Source organism: Desulfotomaculum defluvii, from assembly GCF_054657375.1.
In genome coordinates this window covers 408,223-424,643 of the sequence record NZ_BAAHYV010000008.1, presented here as the reverse complement: position 1 = coordinate 424,643, position 16,421 = coordinate 408,223, and the positions used below count along the sequence as shown (strand labels likewise).

The 16,421-nt window shown below is 42.9% G+C and carries 17 protein-coding genes and 1 riboswitch; all 17 genes read right to left on the bottom strand.

Going from position 1 to position 16,421, the window contains the following annotated elements; translation table 11 throughout:
- Positions 1-11: 11 nt before the first annotated feature.
- On the bottom strand, positions 12-674 hold the full coding sequence (locus ACYQ03_RS17470) for a hypothetical protein (RefSeq protein WP_459911243.1): 663 nt from the start codon (positions 672-674) through the stop codon (positions 12-14).
- A 64-nt stretch (positions 675-738) separates the two neighbouring features.
- Complete coding sequence (locus ACYQ03_RS17465) at positions 739-1,269, bottom strand: type IV pilus inner membrane component PilO (RefSeq protein ID WP_459911242.1); 531 nt, start codon at positions 1,267-1,269, stop codon at positions 739-741.
- Positions 1,270-1,275: 6 nt separating this feature from the next.
- A complete protein-coding gene (locus ACYQ03_RS17460; RefSeq protein ID WP_459911241.1) occupies positions 1,276-1,995 on the bottom strand; it encodes a PilN domain-containing protein in 720 nt (239 codons plus the stop codon).
- Between the two features lie 4 nt (positions 1,996-1,999).
- Complete coding sequence (gene pilM / locus ACYQ03_RS17455) at positions 2,000-3,046, bottom strand: type IV pilus assembly protein PilM (protein WP_459911240.1); 1,047 nt, start codon at positions 3,044-3,046, stop codon at positions 2,000-2,002.
- A 184-nt stretch (positions 3,047-3,230) separates the two neighbouring features.
- A complete protein-coding gene (locus ACYQ03_RS17450; RefSeq protein WP_459911239.1) occupies positions 3,231-4,436 on the bottom strand; it encodes a type II secretion system F family protein in 1,206 nt (401 codons plus the stop codon).
- Positions 4,437-4,715: 279 nt separating this feature from the next.
- A complete protein-coding gene (locus ACYQ03_RS17445; protein ID WP_459911238.1) occupies positions 4,716-5,798 on the bottom strand; it encodes a type IV pilus twitching motility protein PilT in 1,083 nt (360 codons plus the stop codon).
- A gap of 1 nt (position 5,799) precedes the next feature.
- On the bottom strand, positions 5,800-7,473 hold the full coding sequence (locus ACYQ03_RS17440) for a GspE/PulE family protein (RefSeq protein ID WP_459911237.1): 1,674 nt from the start codon (positions 7,471-7,473) through the stop codon (positions 5,800-5,802).
- 74 nt (positions 7,474-7,547) lie between these two features.
- Positions 7,548-7,633: riboswitch (cyclic di-GMP riboswitch) on the bottom strand.
- 125 nt (positions 7,634-7,758) lie between these two features.
- A complete protein-coding gene (locus ACYQ03_RS17435; RefSeq protein WP_459911426.1) occupies positions 7,759-9,210 on the bottom strand; it encodes a TldD/PmbA family protein in 1,452 nt (483 codons plus the stop codon).
- 88 nt (positions 9,211-9,298) lie between these two features.
- Positions 9,299-10,033 carry a type 4a pilus biogenesis protein PilO gene (gene pilO / locus ACYQ03_RS17430; RefSeq protein WP_459911236.1) on the bottom strand — a complete coding sequence of 245 codons (735 nt, stop codon included), beginning with the start codon at positions 10,031-10,033 and terminating at the stop codon, positions 9,299-9,301.
- Positions 9,996-10,670 carry a hypothetical protein gene (locus tag ACYQ03_RS17425; protein ID WP_459911235.1) on the bottom strand — a complete coding sequence of 225 codons (675 nt, stop codon included), beginning with the start codon at positions 10,668-10,670 and terminating at the stop codon, positions 9,996-9,998. The genes pilO and ACYQ03_RS17425 overlap by 38 nt, the downstream gene beginning before the upstream one ends.
- Positions 10,671-11,633 (bottom strand): type IV pilus biogenesis protein PilM, encoded by a 963-nt coding sequence (gene pilM, locus ACYQ03_RS17420; RefSeq protein WP_459911234.1) that lies wholly within the window; start codon positions 11,631-11,633, stop codon positions 10,671-10,673.
- A gap of 29 nt (positions 11,634-11,662) precedes the next feature.
- The gene (locus ACYQ03_RS17415) at positions 11,663-13,153 is read right to left on the bottom strand and encodes a bactofilin family protein (RefSeq protein WP_459911233.1); all 1,491 of its coding nucleotides are present in this window, start codon (positions 13,151-13,153) and stop codon (positions 11,663-11,665) included.
- The gene (locus ACYQ03_RS17410; RefSeq protein ID WP_459911232.1) at positions 13,147-13,782 is read right to left on the bottom strand and encodes a PulJ/GspJ family protein; all 636 of its coding nucleotides are present in this window, start codon (positions 13,780-13,782) and stop codon (positions 13,147-13,149) included. Before ACYQ03_RS17410 ends, ACYQ03_RS17415 begins: the two co-directional genes overlap by 7 nt.
- Positions 13,746-14,174, bottom strand: coding sequence for a type IV pilus modification PilV family protein (locus tag ACYQ03_RS17405; RefSeq protein WP_459911231.1), 429 nt, complete (start codon positions 14,172-14,174; stop codon positions 13,746-13,748). The genes ACYQ03_RS17410 and ACYQ03_RS17405 overlap by 37 nt, the downstream gene beginning before the upstream one ends.
- Positions 14,175-14,184: 10 nt before the next feature.
- Positions 14,185-14,706: a hypothetical protein gene (locus ACYQ03_RS17400; protein ID WP_459911230.1), complete on the bottom strand. Its 522-nt coding sequence runs from the start codon at positions 14,704-14,706 to the stop codon at positions 14,185-14,187.
- Positions 14,699-15,157, bottom strand: a complete 459-nt coding sequence (locus ACYQ03_RS17395; RefSeq protein ID WP_459911229.1) for a type II secretion system protein GspG — start codon at positions 15,155-15,157, stop codon at positions 14,699-14,701. Before ACYQ03_RS17395 ends, ACYQ03_RS17400 begins: the two co-directional genes overlap by 8 nt.
- A 26-nt stretch (positions 15,158-15,183) precedes the next feature.
- Entirely contained in the window at positions 15,184-16,404 is a 1,221-nt protein-coding gene (locus ACYQ03_RS17390; RefSeq protein WP_459911228.1) for a type II secretion system F family protein, read from the bottom strand.
- Positions 16,405-16,421: the final 17 nt, after the last annotated feature.

Sequence of the window (16,421 nt, the reverse complement as noted above, 5' to 3'; positions counted from 1 at the left end):
CCCCCTTTCTGCTATTGCTTATCACTGTCGTTATTACTACTAGCAGTATCATTTTTACTATCAGCTGTAGTGGTAGTCTCGGTATCCTGTTTCTTTGCCTGTTCCTCTGTTTTTTCCTTGTCTGTATTGATTTTCTCTGTTTTGGCCCGGCCATCAAACTTTAGATACATTCTTTCATCTTTGGTTTTAAGTACCACTTCATCGGGTTTTATTAGCTCCACAAATAACCCCTTGCTTAATTCTGTTCCTGGTTTAGCAATATAGGAAGTATTATTCAGCTCAATAATGGCCAGGTTGCTTCCCCCTCCACCGGTCATGATGCCCTTTAACTTCATTCTGCCAGCAAAGGGATCCTTTACTGTGGCTGCTGCATCAAGGGTTCTTTTTTCCTGGGGTAAGAAGGTGGATACTGGCAATTTGGGATCGACACCCTCGGGTGGGGAAACTTCGGCGGTTTTGCCCCCATTGCCGGATTGTAAGACGTCCATATTGAACTTAACCAGATAGATTCCTCCGACCAGGATTATTACAAATAATACTAACCCCAGGGCCACCCCTTTGTTTTTCCTAAGATAGGGTAAAATATCTTCAACCTTTGTTTCGTTAAGCTTTTTCCAAATCTGCCGAAAAAGTTCTTTATTGATTTCAATATCTTTCAGGCTTTTCTTCTGCATATAATAAACTTCCCCCCGGCTAAAAAGCCAAGTTTTAAAATAATGGAAATATATTGTTTGATTGTTAACTATTAGTGTAAAAGGTACAGGCAGTTATATCAATGTTAATGAGGGGCAAGTCAGGGTCAACCTTTGTAATGTTGATATCTTTAACCAAGACAGCCCTGGGCCCCCTTTGCAGATCCTTTAAAAAGCCTATTAGGTCTAGATATTGACCCTCTAGGGATAAAGCAAAGGGCATCTCTATAAAATCCTTCTTGTTGGTATATTGATCAAAGGAAACTTGCAGCAACTGTAAATCATGACTACTGGCTTTGGCCTGTAGATCTTTGATCAGCATGTCCTCCAAGGGTGCTGTAGGCATAACCTGTTCCAATTCAACTATTTGTGCTTGTAAATCTACCGCCTGTTGCTTAAGCTTTTTCAGTGACTGAATTTGCGTATTGGTTTGTCTTAGGGTTGTCTCTAATTCTACCGCCTCTTGCCGGGCCATTTTCAAGGATGCTAGCTGCTGATAGATAAAGAAAACCATCAGAGCACCGACAATACCTATAATCAGGGCAGTAAAATATTGTTGCGGTTTCTTTTGCTTCATGCTAAATTACTCACCCGCTTTATGGCCTGTTGATTGTGCAGCTTTAGGCACTACCAGGAAGGCTTTAATTTCAAAGGTAGTGAACAGTTCCCCTGCAGTTTCTTCCTCGGCAGTAGATTGGCAGCGAATATCCTTTAGCTGGGGTAGCTGCTCCAGGTCTTTTAGCCAATTGGCCACTGCAAAATTATTTAAGGCGTTACCCCTGATCAATACTTCCGCGTAGGATACCTCTTGTTCTTCTTTCTTGTCTGTCTGATCTTCCGCAACTTGATGATCTTGGCCCACCATAGTCTCTGCCACTTGATTTACCTTGTTTAACATTTCGTTATCTGGAGCTTCCTTCTGGCCATTTTTCTGGTCTGTACCAACAGAAAATTCCTCTAGCCAGATATCAGGCGGCAAATATAGGCCAATCTGTTCCAGCATTAAGGGGTAGTCAGGAAAAGTTCCCAGGGCTTTTTTTACACGGTTATCCACCTGTTCTTTCTTGGCCTGAAGTTCCAAATAGGGTTTTAGTATGGATACTTGTTTTTCCAATGCCACTTTTTGTTGCTCTAGCTGCGCTAAGTCATGATTGATTTTTTTAATTGCTATTTGGAGCCCTACCACAATACAAATAAAGATCAGGCAAATAACTGCAGCTAGGAGCATAACCCTTTGCTGCTTTTTCCTTTGTTCAAAACGGTTTTTTAAATCCTGGGGTAATAAATTAATTCTAATGTCCATCTAGCTATGCCCCCAATCCCCGAAGGGCCAGCCCTATACACGAGGCAAAGGCTGCATCATGCTGGGCTATTTCTAAGTCGGTGCTGTGCAGACTTTGTTGAAGATTTGCTAAGGGATGCAATACCTCAACCTGCACTCCCAGTTCCTCCTGCAGGCGTGATGCAAGTCCGGGAATAGCAGCCCCTCTGCCACTGAGGATAACAGTTTCCACTGAACCTGCATTGGCCTGAGCCAGGTAATAACTAACTGAGGAACGAATTTCATTGGCCAGGTTAATGCACCAGTCCTCAGCAAGGTTAAAGCCAGTATATCTATCAACTTCCATATCACTGGCTGCAGCCATCAATGGCCGGGAGATCAATGCCTCGTCAGCCAAGGACAATCTTAGTTCACGGGCATAGGTTTGTAGAGAATGGGATATTACCCTAGAAAAACGCGGTATACCTTCATTTACCAGTTGAATGGTAGTAAGACCATTGGTTAGGTCTACCAGCACAATACTAGCTGCAAGCTGCTCTTGGCTCAAGGTTCTTAGTAGAGCAAGATAGGAAACATCAACAATTTGGGGTTGCAGTTGGGCAGCCTCCAAAGATCTCAGAGTTATATCCAACAAATCTTTCCTGACACCCACCAGCAGTACCTTTAATTTGCTGTTCTTTTCTGTTTTATCCTCACCAAGGAGGGCGTAGTCAAAAACAAGTTGGGAATTATCAATGGGAAAATACTCCCCGGCATGAAAACGCAGGGCCTGGGCCAGTTTTTTATCCGGTATTTTAGGAAATGAGGTATAGCGCATAAAAACCCCTTGATTACCGATGCCCAAGACAACTTCACGCCTACCAATACCAAGATTATCCCATAAATCCTTTAACGCTTGGGCTACAGTTTGTACATCAACAACAATCCCATCAACCACAGCAGGGTTCGGAATAGCAATTTGTCCGGCGGTAACCAGTGAAGCAGAGCGAAGGGTGCCCCTTAACTCCACAGCCCTGATTGTTCCGGTATCTATTTCTAGACCCACTGCCCCGGCGGGTTTAAAAAGTGCCATAAGATAACCTCACAGTTTAGCCGTCAGCCTTCAGCCGTCAGCATTTAGCTTTTTTTGCTTGTTTTCATTTTGATGCTTCTTTGTCTTAGCCATGAGCCTTGGGCTTTTTGTGCATGTTAGGTTTAAGGGTGTTTTTGAGCTCGTGGCTCATGGCTCACGGCCCATGGCCTATATATTTAGACGTCTATTGGCCTACGGAAGTTACGACAGTAAAAATAGGCAGATAAATAGCTATGACAATGGCACCGATGGTAATACCAACTATGATCAGTAACAGGGGTTCCAGGATAGAAGAAAGACCTTTGGTCATGGTGGCCACCTCTTCCTCGTAGAAATCAGCCACTCTGCCCAGTAAGGCTGACAGTTGGCCTGTTTCCTCACCCACCGCAATCATATTGATTACCATTGGCGGAAAGAACTTACTTTCTCTTAGGGGTGTGGCGATACTTTGCCCTTCTTGAATCCGTGTACCTGTGAGGCGGATGGCCTCCGTTACCTGTCTGCTGCCGGAGGATGGTCCGGCAGATTCTAGGGCCTGCAAAACCGGAATACCACCGCCAAGTAATGTTGCCAGCATACGACAAAAGCGAGCTATAGTGGCCTTTTTAAAGAGTTCTCCAAAGATGGGTAGACGAAATTTGATTTCATCCCAGGTTTTACGACCCAACTCACTGTTTAAATATATTTTTAGACCCAGAATGGTCAATACAAAGCCTATGACATGTAGATACCAGTAGTTCCGCAAGGAATTACTGAATCCCACTACAATCTTAGTAGGTAGGGGTAATTCCATACCCGGAGGAAACATACCCATAAATATTGGCACCACAAAAAACATCATGGCAATAATTACCAGGGCAGCGAAGGTCAGAACTACAGAAGGGTAAAAAGTAGCCGCCTTTAAACTATCCTTTAGCAGCTTATCCTTCTCCAGTTGGATAGATAGTCTGGTTAAGATTTCATTTAAGGAACCACTGAGTTCCCCTGCCTTAACCATCTCAATATACATGGGTGAAAAAATATTTTTATGAGAACCCATAGCTTCTGAAAAACCAGTACCACTTTCTACCTTAGTAGCAATATCACCGGCACAGGCAGCCAGCATTTGATTACTGGTTTGCTCGCTTAGGGTATAAAGACAGCGAGTCAAGGGAATACCGGCCAAAAGCATAGCTGCCAGTTGACGACTGAAAAAGGCCAACTCGCCAATTTTAACCTTACGCTTGCCAAAGGTAATTTTATTAGTGGACTCCTTAATTTCTTCCACTGCTAGGGTGGTGTAGCCCATCTTACTCAATCGGGTTGCCACAGTCCACTGGTCCTCTGCCTCTATTTTTCCTTCTATCATGTTGCCCAAATTATCCATTGCTTCATAGGAATATAAAGGCATTCTACCACCTGCTTTGTTAAATTAGGTTAGGGTAATTTTCTAGCTATTACCGTTTGACTTAGGGGTAGTCCTTTGGTCTTTGCTATTAGCTATTAGCCGTTAGCCATTAGCTCTTAACTAAAAGACCTAAAAGCTAAACGCCTGTATTGGTTCAACGGTGCCAGGCACCTAGATTGTCGTTTTGCACGGGAGTCAGACCCCTTTGGTTAGTTAAAGCTAACAGCTAACAGCTAACAGCTAACAGCAAACAGCTAACAGCTAACAGCTAATGGCTAAAAGCTAAAACCCCCTATTCAAAGCTCGTTCCAGTTCGATTTTGTCAACGCAGCGTTCGAGAGCCATGTTACGGGTGATTTTTCCTGATAAACAAAGGTTAGCCAGGGCCTGATCCATGGTCTGCATACCGCTGTTACGGGATGTCTGCATGACCGTATAAAGTTGATGCTCTTTACCTTCACGAATTAAATTTCTCACAGCGGGATTGGTAAGTAATAGTTCCACTGCGATAGTTCTTCCTTTGCCGTCTGCCTGGGGTATAAGCTGCTGGGCAATGACAGCCTGTAATGAGTCTGCCAACTGCTGTCTGATTTGATTGCGCATACTGTCGGAAAACACATCAACAATACGGTGTACAGCCAGGGTGGCTGTTTGGGTATGCAGGGTTGAAAATACCAGGTGACCAGTTTCCGCAGCAGTAAGTGCTATGGAGATACTTTCGATATCTCTCATCTCCCCCACCAAGATAACATCCGGGTCATGGCGCAGGACATGACGGAGAGCGTTGCCAAAGGAGTGAGTGTCAATACCCACCTCCCGCTGTTTGACAATGGACCTTTTATGACTGTGCAAAAATTCAATGGGATTCTCTATGGTAACAATATTTAAGCTTCTTTGTTCATTTATTAGATCAATAATTGAAGCCAAGGTAGTGGATTTGCCGCTGCCGGTGGGTCCGGTTACCAGCACCAACCCCCGAGGCAAGCGGGAAAACTCCTTCACCGTGGGCGGTAAACCTAGATCAGCCAGTTTGGGAATATCTATGGAAACCACCCGAAAATTGACGGCCAAGGTTCCCCTTTGCCACATAATATTGCCTCGAAAACGGCTAACTCCCGGAATGGAATAGGAAAAATCCAGTTCTAAATTCTTCTCCAGTTGTTCCCGATGGTGGGGCTGTAAAATAGGATAAATGATATTTTCAATATCCTTGGGCATCAGCCTGGGTACATCTTCCATGCGTACAAGTTCACCATATACACGAACTGCCGGAGAGGTGCCCACATTTAAGTGCAAATCTGAACCTTTCATATTTACGGTACGCATTAATATCTCATTGATATCCGGTACTTTTCGGTTTTCCATATTACACAACCACCCTTAATACTTCTTCCAGGGAAGTAATACCTTGTTTGACCTTTAGTAAACCATCCTGCCTTAGAACGACCATACCTTCTTCTAGGGCAGTCTTAGTTATTTCTTTAGCTGAGGCCTTGGCCAGAGCCAAACGTTGGATTTTTTCTGTAACAAATAATAGTTCGTAAATACCTAACCTGCCGCGGAAGCCAGTGTTGCTGCACCTCATACATCCCTTCGGTTTATACAGGGTAACTTCGTCTTCACCTGCTGCAAAGGGAAAGTCAGGAATTTTGGCCAAATCCTTTCTGGTTAACTGGATCTTTTCCTTACAATGGGGGCAGAGTACCCGTGCTAACCTCTGGGCCAAAACACATACTAAGGAGGACGCAGTAAGAAAGGGCTCAATACCCATTTCCGTTAGGCGGCTAATGGCACCAGGTGCGTCATTGGTATGTAAGGTAGCAAAGACCATGTGACCGGTCATGGCTGATTCAATGGCAATTTTAGCGGTTTCTTGGTCCCGGATTTCACCCACCATGATAATATCCGGATCACTTCTCAGGATGGAACGAAGGCCCAAAGCAAAGGTAAGACCTGCCTGGGGATTAACTTGAATTTGATTAACTCCTTCAATACGATATTCAACAGGGTCTTCAATGGTAATAACATTTTTACCGACCCGATCCACCCCAGTTAGGCTGGCATATAGGGTAGTACTTTTTCCACTTCCGGTGGGACCTGTAACTAATATAAAACCATAAGGTAAATTAATAACCTCACGGTATTTTTCAAGAATTTCTTTAGCTATGCCCAGTTCCCCCAGGGTAATCATCCTGGCGGAGCCATCCAACAGGCGCATGGTCAATCTTTCACCATAGGCTGTGGGTAAGGTAGCCACACGAATATCAATGGGTCTCCCTTCGATTTTCAGGGACATCCGTCCATCCTGGGGCAACCTACGATCGGCAATATCCATATTGGCCATAACCTTAATCCGAGATACCAAGGAAGCGTGCATCTTTACCGGCGGTTCCATGATATCATGCAAGACGCCATCAATTCTAAAGCGCACCCTCATACGTTGTTCGTATCTCTCTATGTGAACATCACTGGCCTTGGCGGCCACAGCCTGGGATAAAATCATATTGGCCAACTGGACAGCTGGTTTCTGATCGTCATCTATAGTGGCTGTTATTTCTTCAATCTGCTGTGTTTCTTCTTCAACTTTGTTGAATTCCATAGCTTCTCGGCTATACTTTTCAAAGGCCACTTCCAGTTCACTATCAGGAGAAAATACCGGCATAATTTCAAAACCTGTTAAAGCACGCAAATTATCAACGGCTACAATATCCGTAGGTTTTTGCATCGCCACCAATAGCTTACCTTCACTAAAGCCAATGGGAAATGCTTTATAGCGTTTCATTACTTCAATAGATACGGTGGCAACAGCGGCGGGGTCTATGGTGTGATTTTCAAGCGAAACAAAGGGAACCCCCGCTTGCTTCGCAATAATTCGAGCTATATCGTCCTCCGAACAATACCCCAACTGGACCAAAGTCTTACCCAGAACACCAGCACCTGGGTTTTGTTTTTGATAGTCTAGGGCTTCTTCCAGTTGTTTTTGACTAATAATACCTTCATTAACTAACCAGGTTCCTAAAAAACTACGGGTAAATTTCATAACCTTCCCCCAATATATTAATACAAAAAAAACGAAACCAATCGTAATAAAACTTAGGTTTCGTTTTTTAAGCCTAAGGCAACCCGGCTACCATAGACTTAATGTCTTTAGGCCCGAAGCTTTGCGTCCTTCCCTTTCAGGAAGTATGCCTCAAATATTCTACATATTGGTTAATGATATTCTACTTTTCTTATAAATATCCTGTTGAATTAAATAATCTAAATATAAAAATATCTAAAAATAATTTAAATGCAAAAAATAGGACGACCATAGCCGTCCTATTTTTTAGATTCTTCTAATCTTTCCAGAGCATTTTTCTAACTGCCTGCTCAATTGTTGAGTATCATCGCCGTGGGCGGTACCCCCCACTACCAGTTCTTTGATGGCCATGGTAGGTTGGGCATCGGAAACCGGCGCCCCTTGGCCATCCTTACCACAGGTACCAATAGTAAAGCCCAGATCGGACCCAACCCTTTCCACCATACGTAATACTTCAGGACCATTGCCCGTAAGGGTCGCGCCGCGGACCATTTGGCTAATTTGACCATCCTTAATCAAATAACCCTCAGCTACATCAAAGACAAAATCTCCGGTTGTGGTGTTCACCTGACCACCGCCCATTTTTTTGACCAACAAACCACTTTTATAGTCTTTAATTATTTTTTCTGGATCCTCTTTGCCAGAGGCAATGTAGGTATTGGCCATACGAGGTATTGGCTTGTGCTGGTAGGATTCCCGGCGCCCATGTCCATTGGACTCCCGACCTTCCTTGGTGGCTGTCAAATGGTCATAAAGGTAGTCTGTTAGGATACCATTTTCGATAAGTGTAACCTTACGGGATGGTACCCCTTCATCATCAAAACGGTAGGAACCGTAACGATTGTCTAAGGTGGCGTCATCCACCACCGTTACCAATTCACTGGCCACCTGCTGACCCTTCTTGTTGGTGTAAACCGACAGTTCCCTTTGTTCCAAATCGGCTTCCAGTCCATGACCGCAGGCCTCGTGAACCATGGTGCCACCGGCTTCTCCAGCCATTACCACAGGCATTTTACCAGAGGGGGCAGGTACAGCACTAAGCATATTGACTGCCCGCTGGGCCGCAACCCGGGCAAATTCTTCGGGATTGTGTTGCTCAAACAATTCAAAACCTGCGTGACTGCCGATGGCATCATAGCCTGTTTGGATCACACCGTCTTCCGAAGCCACCACATTGACAATTATCCTGGTACGGATTCTTTCATCTTCCACAAAGGTACCTTCGGTGTTGGCGATGGTTACCCTTTGTACAGTATCACCGTAACCAACGATGACCTGCTTGATTTTTTCTGTATCCACCCTTCTGGCGGCTCTTTCCACCTGTTTTACCAAATCCACTTTAGCAGTGGTGGGAACACTTTCCGGTCGAGTTTTAATTTCAAAGTTAACCAGTGGTTTAATAGAAGTTAAATCTAAATTAAGGTCTTTTTTATTACCCTTGGCAGCATGACTGACAATTTTAGCTGCCTCCAGCAGACCAGCTTTACTCAGGTCATTGGTATAGGCATAGGCTGTGACTTCCCCAGATAACACCCGGATACCAGCTCCGGCATCCAGACCTGAGTTAACCCGTTCAATTTTACCAGCCTCCATACCAATACCAGTTGTTTGTTTCTCTTCGATAAAAATATCAGCAAAGTCGCCGCCATTGGCTAGGGCAACATTTAAGACCTCTTGTAATTCGTTTTTATCAACCAACATTGGGTCCCTCCTAAAATTCCACAGACTATTTTTTCTAGTTTCTACCTATTAAAGAGAATCTATGTGTATCATTTTATATTATATTTTATCCATTGCCAATTAGTTCCTGTTTGTCTTGAAGGGTTCCTGAATAGGGAATTGTCATCTCATCCAGTGGAGAAAGAGGTTCCAACCATTGAAAGGCATCATCCCGTCCAACCTTCCAGCGTTCTGCCAGTTCCTTACCTTCCACTAGGGCTTTGGTTGCATCTTTCGCTGAAAAAATTACCATGTCTATTTCTACTGTAATGTCTGTGTTGGTTTCTAAACTCGTGGTTATATTGTCAACCGGGCGAAATTCCGCCCTGCGAATTTCTGATACATTAGGTAAGCTTTCTAGTACCTGAATATAGTTCACAACAGACTGGTAGTTACCTTGAACCTTTAAGGTAAAGGGAATCTCAAAATAATATTTCTTATCTACCACCTGCAAGGGCTTAAGATCTTGTAGGAAAGTATGCCTTTTATAGGCTTGCCAATTTAAATAGGCCAGGACATTCCCGGTGTGCACCTGAGTATTAAACAGGCATAGGACCGAGTTAAGTTTAGTTTCCACTTCCTTAGCCCTTTCCTGTTGCTGTTTTTCCCCTGCCAATAGCTTTTGGGCCTTAGCTAATTCTTGCTGGGTAAGCTGAAGCTTGCTATCCAGATCTGTATATTGATTAATTTGCTTCTCCAAAACCAAGCTGTAAAAACCCAGGCAAACCAGCATGCCAAGGAGGCCTAGGAGGAGTACTTTCTCCCTAGGACTGAGGAATTTTAATTTTAGCCACCAGTTCAAACTTTATCATTCCCTTTTCCCGATCATATTTTGCTTCCACCAGTTTTACATTGTGGAAATAGGGCAATTTGCTTAGGTTGTCCACCAACACGCCCACGGAGCCTATGGCCCAACAGGCACCATAGATATACAGTATATTCGGAACTGGTGGCGACTGGGGGATGTTGTTAATTGTCTCGCTAGTCTTTGTTTTTAGATTCTCCTGTGCAATTCCGTTATGGGGACCTAAAACAGAAGATACAAATCCTCCTGCCGTGGAGATGCCTTCAACCCTTTTGATTTCAATACCTGTAACCCAAGTATCCATGGGCAGTGCTAGAGGTAAATCTTGTAGTAGGTCATACCATTGCAGTCGGTTACTGGCGATGCCAGAAAGGGCAACAAGTTGTTCTTGCTTCATTTTGTTTAGGACCATTAAATTTTCTATTCGTTTGCTTTTGTCTCGTTGTTGAACTAATAGTTTTGTTTGCTGTTCCACTTGTCTATGCAGTAATGTAAGCTTTGTATAAAAGATCCCGTAGCTTAGGAAGAGGAGTAAAAATAATAGGCTAACCAGCAAGATTAAGCCAAGTTTCCTCCGATAATCCTTCGGGTTCTGTGGTTCCAGGTAAGGGGGGAGGAGATTCACACGGTACATTCAAATAACCTCCCTTAGAGCCAGGCCTAGAGAAACTGCATAGGAAGGATCATAGGGTGTATTTTGTTCTGAATCTTGGTCATAACTCCGCCAATGGGCTGGTATTTCGATCTGACTTGGTACACTACAAATTCTGCTTAAATATTGCTCCACGCCATTAAGTTTAGAGCCGCCTCCGGTTAAAATGACCCGTTGAATGGTTTCTTCGCCCCTTTGACTACAATAGTAATCTAAGGATCTTTTTAGTTCCAGTGCTAGGTTATGCATACCGCCTGGGGCCTCAGGGTGATTTAAGAATGCAATTTCCTGTATAAAGGCTTGACTTCCGATGGTTATGCCCCTAAGGAACTTGATCTTGCCTTCTTTCATTACTAAAACCTGGGAATAGGTTGAACCAATATCCAAAACAGCTAGGGTCCTAGTGCTCTCAGTCCTACCAAATAGGCGCCAAAGTCCAAAGGCTTGTAAATCAATGGCCTTAAGGGTCAAACCTGCCATGAAAAAGATATGGTAATATTGTTCTACTAAAGCAGTGGGAACGGCAATCAACATAATATTCAGTTGATCTTCCGCTTCACCTTTTTCAAGTCCTAATTTTACATAACGTAATGTCAGGTCCTCCACTGGCAAAGGTATATATTTTGAGACCTCGGATTTTACGGTCTCTTCTAAAGCCCCATCCTCCATAGGAGGTAGTTTCATTTGCCTTGTAATTACCTTAGCACCGGATATGGCTGTGATAACTTCTCTGCTGCTGATGCCTGCAAGGTCGGTTAAACGGGTAAGGGCCTGGGCTGTTTCCTCCTCAGCTAACTTGCCTTCCCTTAGGGGAGGAGTTGCCATACTGGCGTATTTGTGAATCAGGGGGACTCCGTTACTTAGTTTTAGTTCAATAAGCTTTATCTCCTGGGTTCCGATATCCACTGCCGTTAAGCAGGGCTTAGGCCTGATTAGTTTCCGCAATAAACTTTTCACCTTACAACTTACACCTCTTAATTCATAGGAAATACTGGGTATTTTTCTTGCCAGGCAAGGATTTCAATTTCTGTGGTGGTCCAGGTAGGATGAACACTGTTAAGTAGTGGTTGATTACAAATTGCAGCACCATGACAGCTAAAATCTTTGCAGATAACTGTCCCCGCCAGTAGTGCCTGGTTAGCCAACTGCATAGTCCCAGCAGTATAGACCAGGGCCTCAACCTGGGCTTGACTTTCCACTTGTACTTTGTCCTTGGCTAGGATAAAAAAGGAGTCCCTTCCAAGTTTATTTGCTTGCAAAGATGCAGCAGCGGGAATGGTAATGAAACCAGAAGAAATAAGGGTAATATTTCCTTGATAGAACCCTGAAAGAGTTACATTCCCCTGCACATAATGAATGCCCTCGGTTAAGTCCTCGGCCCGAAAAACTTGATCTCCGACATAAAAGTAATCACAGTTGTTAGCATACCAAGTAAGATCTAGGTTGGGGTAATCCAGAAAGGTGTGGCTAATGTACTGAAACTGATTGGCAAAGGCGGTACCAAACTGAAGAGAACTTTCCGGTGTGATGGTTCGAGTGGCATAGATATCCCCATCCCACGCCAATTCTCCATTTTCCAATAATATGGGGTGGCCGACATGACCATCTCCTACGGTAACATTCCCCCCACTTCTGACCAACCCACCCACAATATCACCATTCAATAAAACATCACCACTGGCCAGTAATTGTCCATTTATTTGAGCCCCGCTAGCCAAAGTAACGTTACCCAAAACTTTGAGGGTTGCAGTTGTGATATTAGTGCCAGACTGAAGGAGACAATTACCCTTTATATAAATGTTATTATCAAAGGAACCAACAGGCTGGAATTGAACTTCACTTAAAATATATAGGGGAGATTGCAAGCGAGAGTTATTGGTGATGTTAGGTGAAGCTTGGACAAAAACTCCCTGGTACCTGTTCAAGGGTAAGCCAACCTTTATATTGGTCACCAAGGACTTTTGGGCAGTGCCATATTTAGCTGACGCCTCAATCCTAAGCTGATAGCCATTGCTTGTGGCAGATGTTTTGGTAATATTTATGGTTTGGATGCTGCCAGCCTTAGTATTTTGTACAGGAGTATAGGATGTACCATTCTGCTTAGTTACTTCCAGGGTTTTATAAGATAAACCAAATAAATTTCTTAAAGACTGAACACTGGCTGCATTTTGACCCGATAGTACTTTTTGCAAACCTTCTAACTCAAACTTACCGTAGGTCTTGTTCATTGCCATTGACTCTAATACCAGCACGTTGTTTTTAAGAATGGAAAACACCTTTTCCACGGCTGCCTCGGCCAAATAATAGGCCTGTAATTCTTCCTGAGAGCCAGCCATGGTGAGCTTTTCTGTATGTATTAGTTTAAGTGCAGCGGAGCAAACAATACTTAATAGCATCAGGAGCATACAAACAAAGATAAGAGCCTGACCCCTTGCATCCTTTACCATGGCTCCATAGATCACCATCCTCTTTCAGCCCTTACCCCAACCATAGAGGTTAATATAACAGGTTTGTTCAGGGAGCCTTGACCTTTAATCGTAATTCTCACTGAGGTTTTATAAGAATTATCAGGTGCATTTTCCGGTAAGTAGAAGAGTTCCAATGATTCAATATTTCGCGCTATAATATTAACCCCTTCATTCAAACGGCTTGTGGGATCCCCACGGTTAGGGGTTTCTCCATCAAAACCAGTAATTGGGATGTCATAGATACGGCGCATTAATTCCCCATCATTAACATAGTAGGAGATGATTTTATCTCTGTCATATTTGATAGGAATTTGTTTGTTACTCTCAGTCATATGATTGGGAATACGAAATTTTAGTATCGAAGGACTAGAGTTAGTGGTTAGCCAGCGGGCTTCCCGCAGCTCCCTTTCCATACGGTTCATGGCAATTCTTATTTGGGCCATATTATCAGTACCCTGACTCAAGCGATGATAGGAGGACAGGCTGCTAAGCAGCAATCCGTAGGCCATGTTGATTACTAATACAAAGATAACCATTGCTATCAAAACTTCTATTAGGGTAAAACCGGAGTGGCTCAAATTGATTTGTTTTACCTGCGGAGCTTTTCGGTATAAAGGGTCTCCCATCTTTCTTTTCCCGCTTCCTTATAATAAACAGTTACCTGGAGGGTATAGCTTAGATTGCTCTCTCCTGGTAAGACCTGGCTGCGATAGGTAAATTGGTTAGGGCTAAGACCGTACTCTGCTCCAAACTGACCAGGTTCCTCTTGATTTAGGTAAGAAGGGTCATCTAAGTAGATACATTTAAATTCCAGCCAATTCAGTGCCTTTATTTCTTCAAGCTTAGCTTTGGCCAAGTGTAAGGCCTTTAAATGAAGTTCATTCTCCATGTTGCCACGGTTTGTTAGAGACAAAGTTGTGGACAGGGGCAACAAAACCATCATTAATATAAACATGGCCACCAGCACTTCTATAATGGTGAAACCTTTGCTATGGCTGATTCCTTTACATCCCTGCATGGCTTACCCCCTAGGTTGTGGCAACTCTAACCCTGCCTGTTAGTACAGTTATATGAATGAAATAACCTTTACCTGACTTTCGGTTTTGAATCGTTATGGTTCCGGCCTTGAGGGGGTTACCCTGAATTGTAAAGGTTAAAAAATCCTGCATTCCTGATTGACTCAAATTAGTAGCAACCAAATCCACATTGGGTGGAAATGTCACGGTTCTTAAAATACTGGGACCGTGTTTAATAAGGTATTGTTCCCTATCAGGTTTGAATACAATTTCATAGAGGGCATAGGCATCTTCGCTTTTTACAGCCAATTGCTGCGTAAATTGAATGTCAGAGACAAGCTTACGTACGATGGTAACTGTTTGAAAATGGGCTAAAGTATTATTAAGTTTCGGTATAGATATGGCTAAGATTGCTGAGATAAAGAGGAGGGCAAGAATGACTTCAACCAGGGAAAAGCCCTTTTCACCAAAGCCCCCTGCAAAAATTTTAGAAGCCCACCTCTCATGCCTTTGTCCCGGCTGCCACCTAATCATTTGCTTTATTGGAGGAAATGGTGAGTTCGGGCATAGCCTCATCTTTCCCATCAACATAAATTTCTGTATCGTCATGCTTGGTATAAATATTATCGTCTGTTTTATCTATAGCCCCTCCAGACCAAATACTATAACTATCCTTTTTAATATTAAGACAATAGGGATTACCCCAGGGATCACTTTTTTTCCCAAATTTACCACCTAAAACGCCACTCTCATTCATAACCTCAGTAACTGCCTCGGCAGTAGTCGGATAAATATTATTTTCTGCAAAATACATATCTAAGGCATTTTTCATGGTCTTAATCTCGATCATGGCCCGACTCTTCTTGGGTTTATCCAATTGATCAGTTATTTTAGGAACAAAAATTGTTGCTAAAATGCCTATCATGGCTATTACCACTAATATCTCAATCATCGTAAAACCTCGAGCACTTCTTAACCCCTTCACAATTCTTCTCTCCTTTATGTGGTAAATTACTGAATAGAATCCATGATGCTAAAAATAGGCATTAAAATAGAGATCATGATCAGACTCACAATCCCTCCCACCAGGCAGATTAAGATAGGTTCCATTAATGTCATCAGGCGGTTTATGGATCGATACACTTCCCTTTCATAAAAGTTCGTAATTCTATGTAAAATTGTATCCAGCTCACCGGTTTCTTCTCCAACCCCAATCATACTACCTACCATAGGGGGGAAATTGGAGTTTCCCTTAAGGGGTATGGATAAGCCATTTCCTTCTTTGAGACTTTCGATAGCTTGATCCAGGGCCTTTGCAAAAACTACATTTTGTACTTGAGATTTGATCATCTCCAAACTTTCAACTAGGGATATGCCACTTTCTAATAGAATAGCAAGGGTTCTACAGATTCCTACAATATTGATCTGTTTGATAATGGTGCCGTATATGGGAACTTTCAAGCTGAAGTGATCTAACTGCCCTTTGCTTTGCGGTCTGAGGCTAAGTTTTTTATACAAAAGCCCTAATAAAAAGGGTATCACTATTAAAAAATACCAACTTTTTTGTAACCATTTACTTAGTTGAAGGACTATGAAGGTAGGCAAGGTAACAGGAGTTTGTAAATCGATGATAATTTGTGCAAAGGTAGGAAGGACAAATATAAAAATACAACCAATGGTAATCAGGGATATGACCGATACAAACATGGGATAGGTAATGGCTGTTTTAAACTTTTCCATTAATTCGTAGGTGCTCTCAAAATAACCAGCTAATCGTTCAAGAACATGATCTAAGGATCCACTTATTTCACCTGCTTCAATCATATTGATAAAAAATGCGGGAAATAACTCTCTATGATGTGCTAAGGCTTGGCCCAGGGAATTACCAGCCTGCAAACTTTCGGCAATATCATCTAAAGACTTTATTAATGCCCTATGCTGCGTCTGTTCTGCTAAGATATTGATACTCTGGATGATGGGTATACCAGAGCTGCTCAAAGTAGCAAATTGTCTGCAAAACAGGGCCAATTCCTTACTGCTTACCTTAGACCTTGGGCCTAATCTAATATTGCCAAGGAAGTGAACACCATTGGTGGCTTGCCAGATTTCTGTAACAAACAGTCCCTTATTTCGTAACTTTTGAATAGCTGCATATTTATCTGGAGCTTCTGTATCCCCAGCAACAGATTCTCCGACGTAATTTCTGGCCCTATACTTAAAGATCAAAGCCAAAGGAACCACCTACAAAA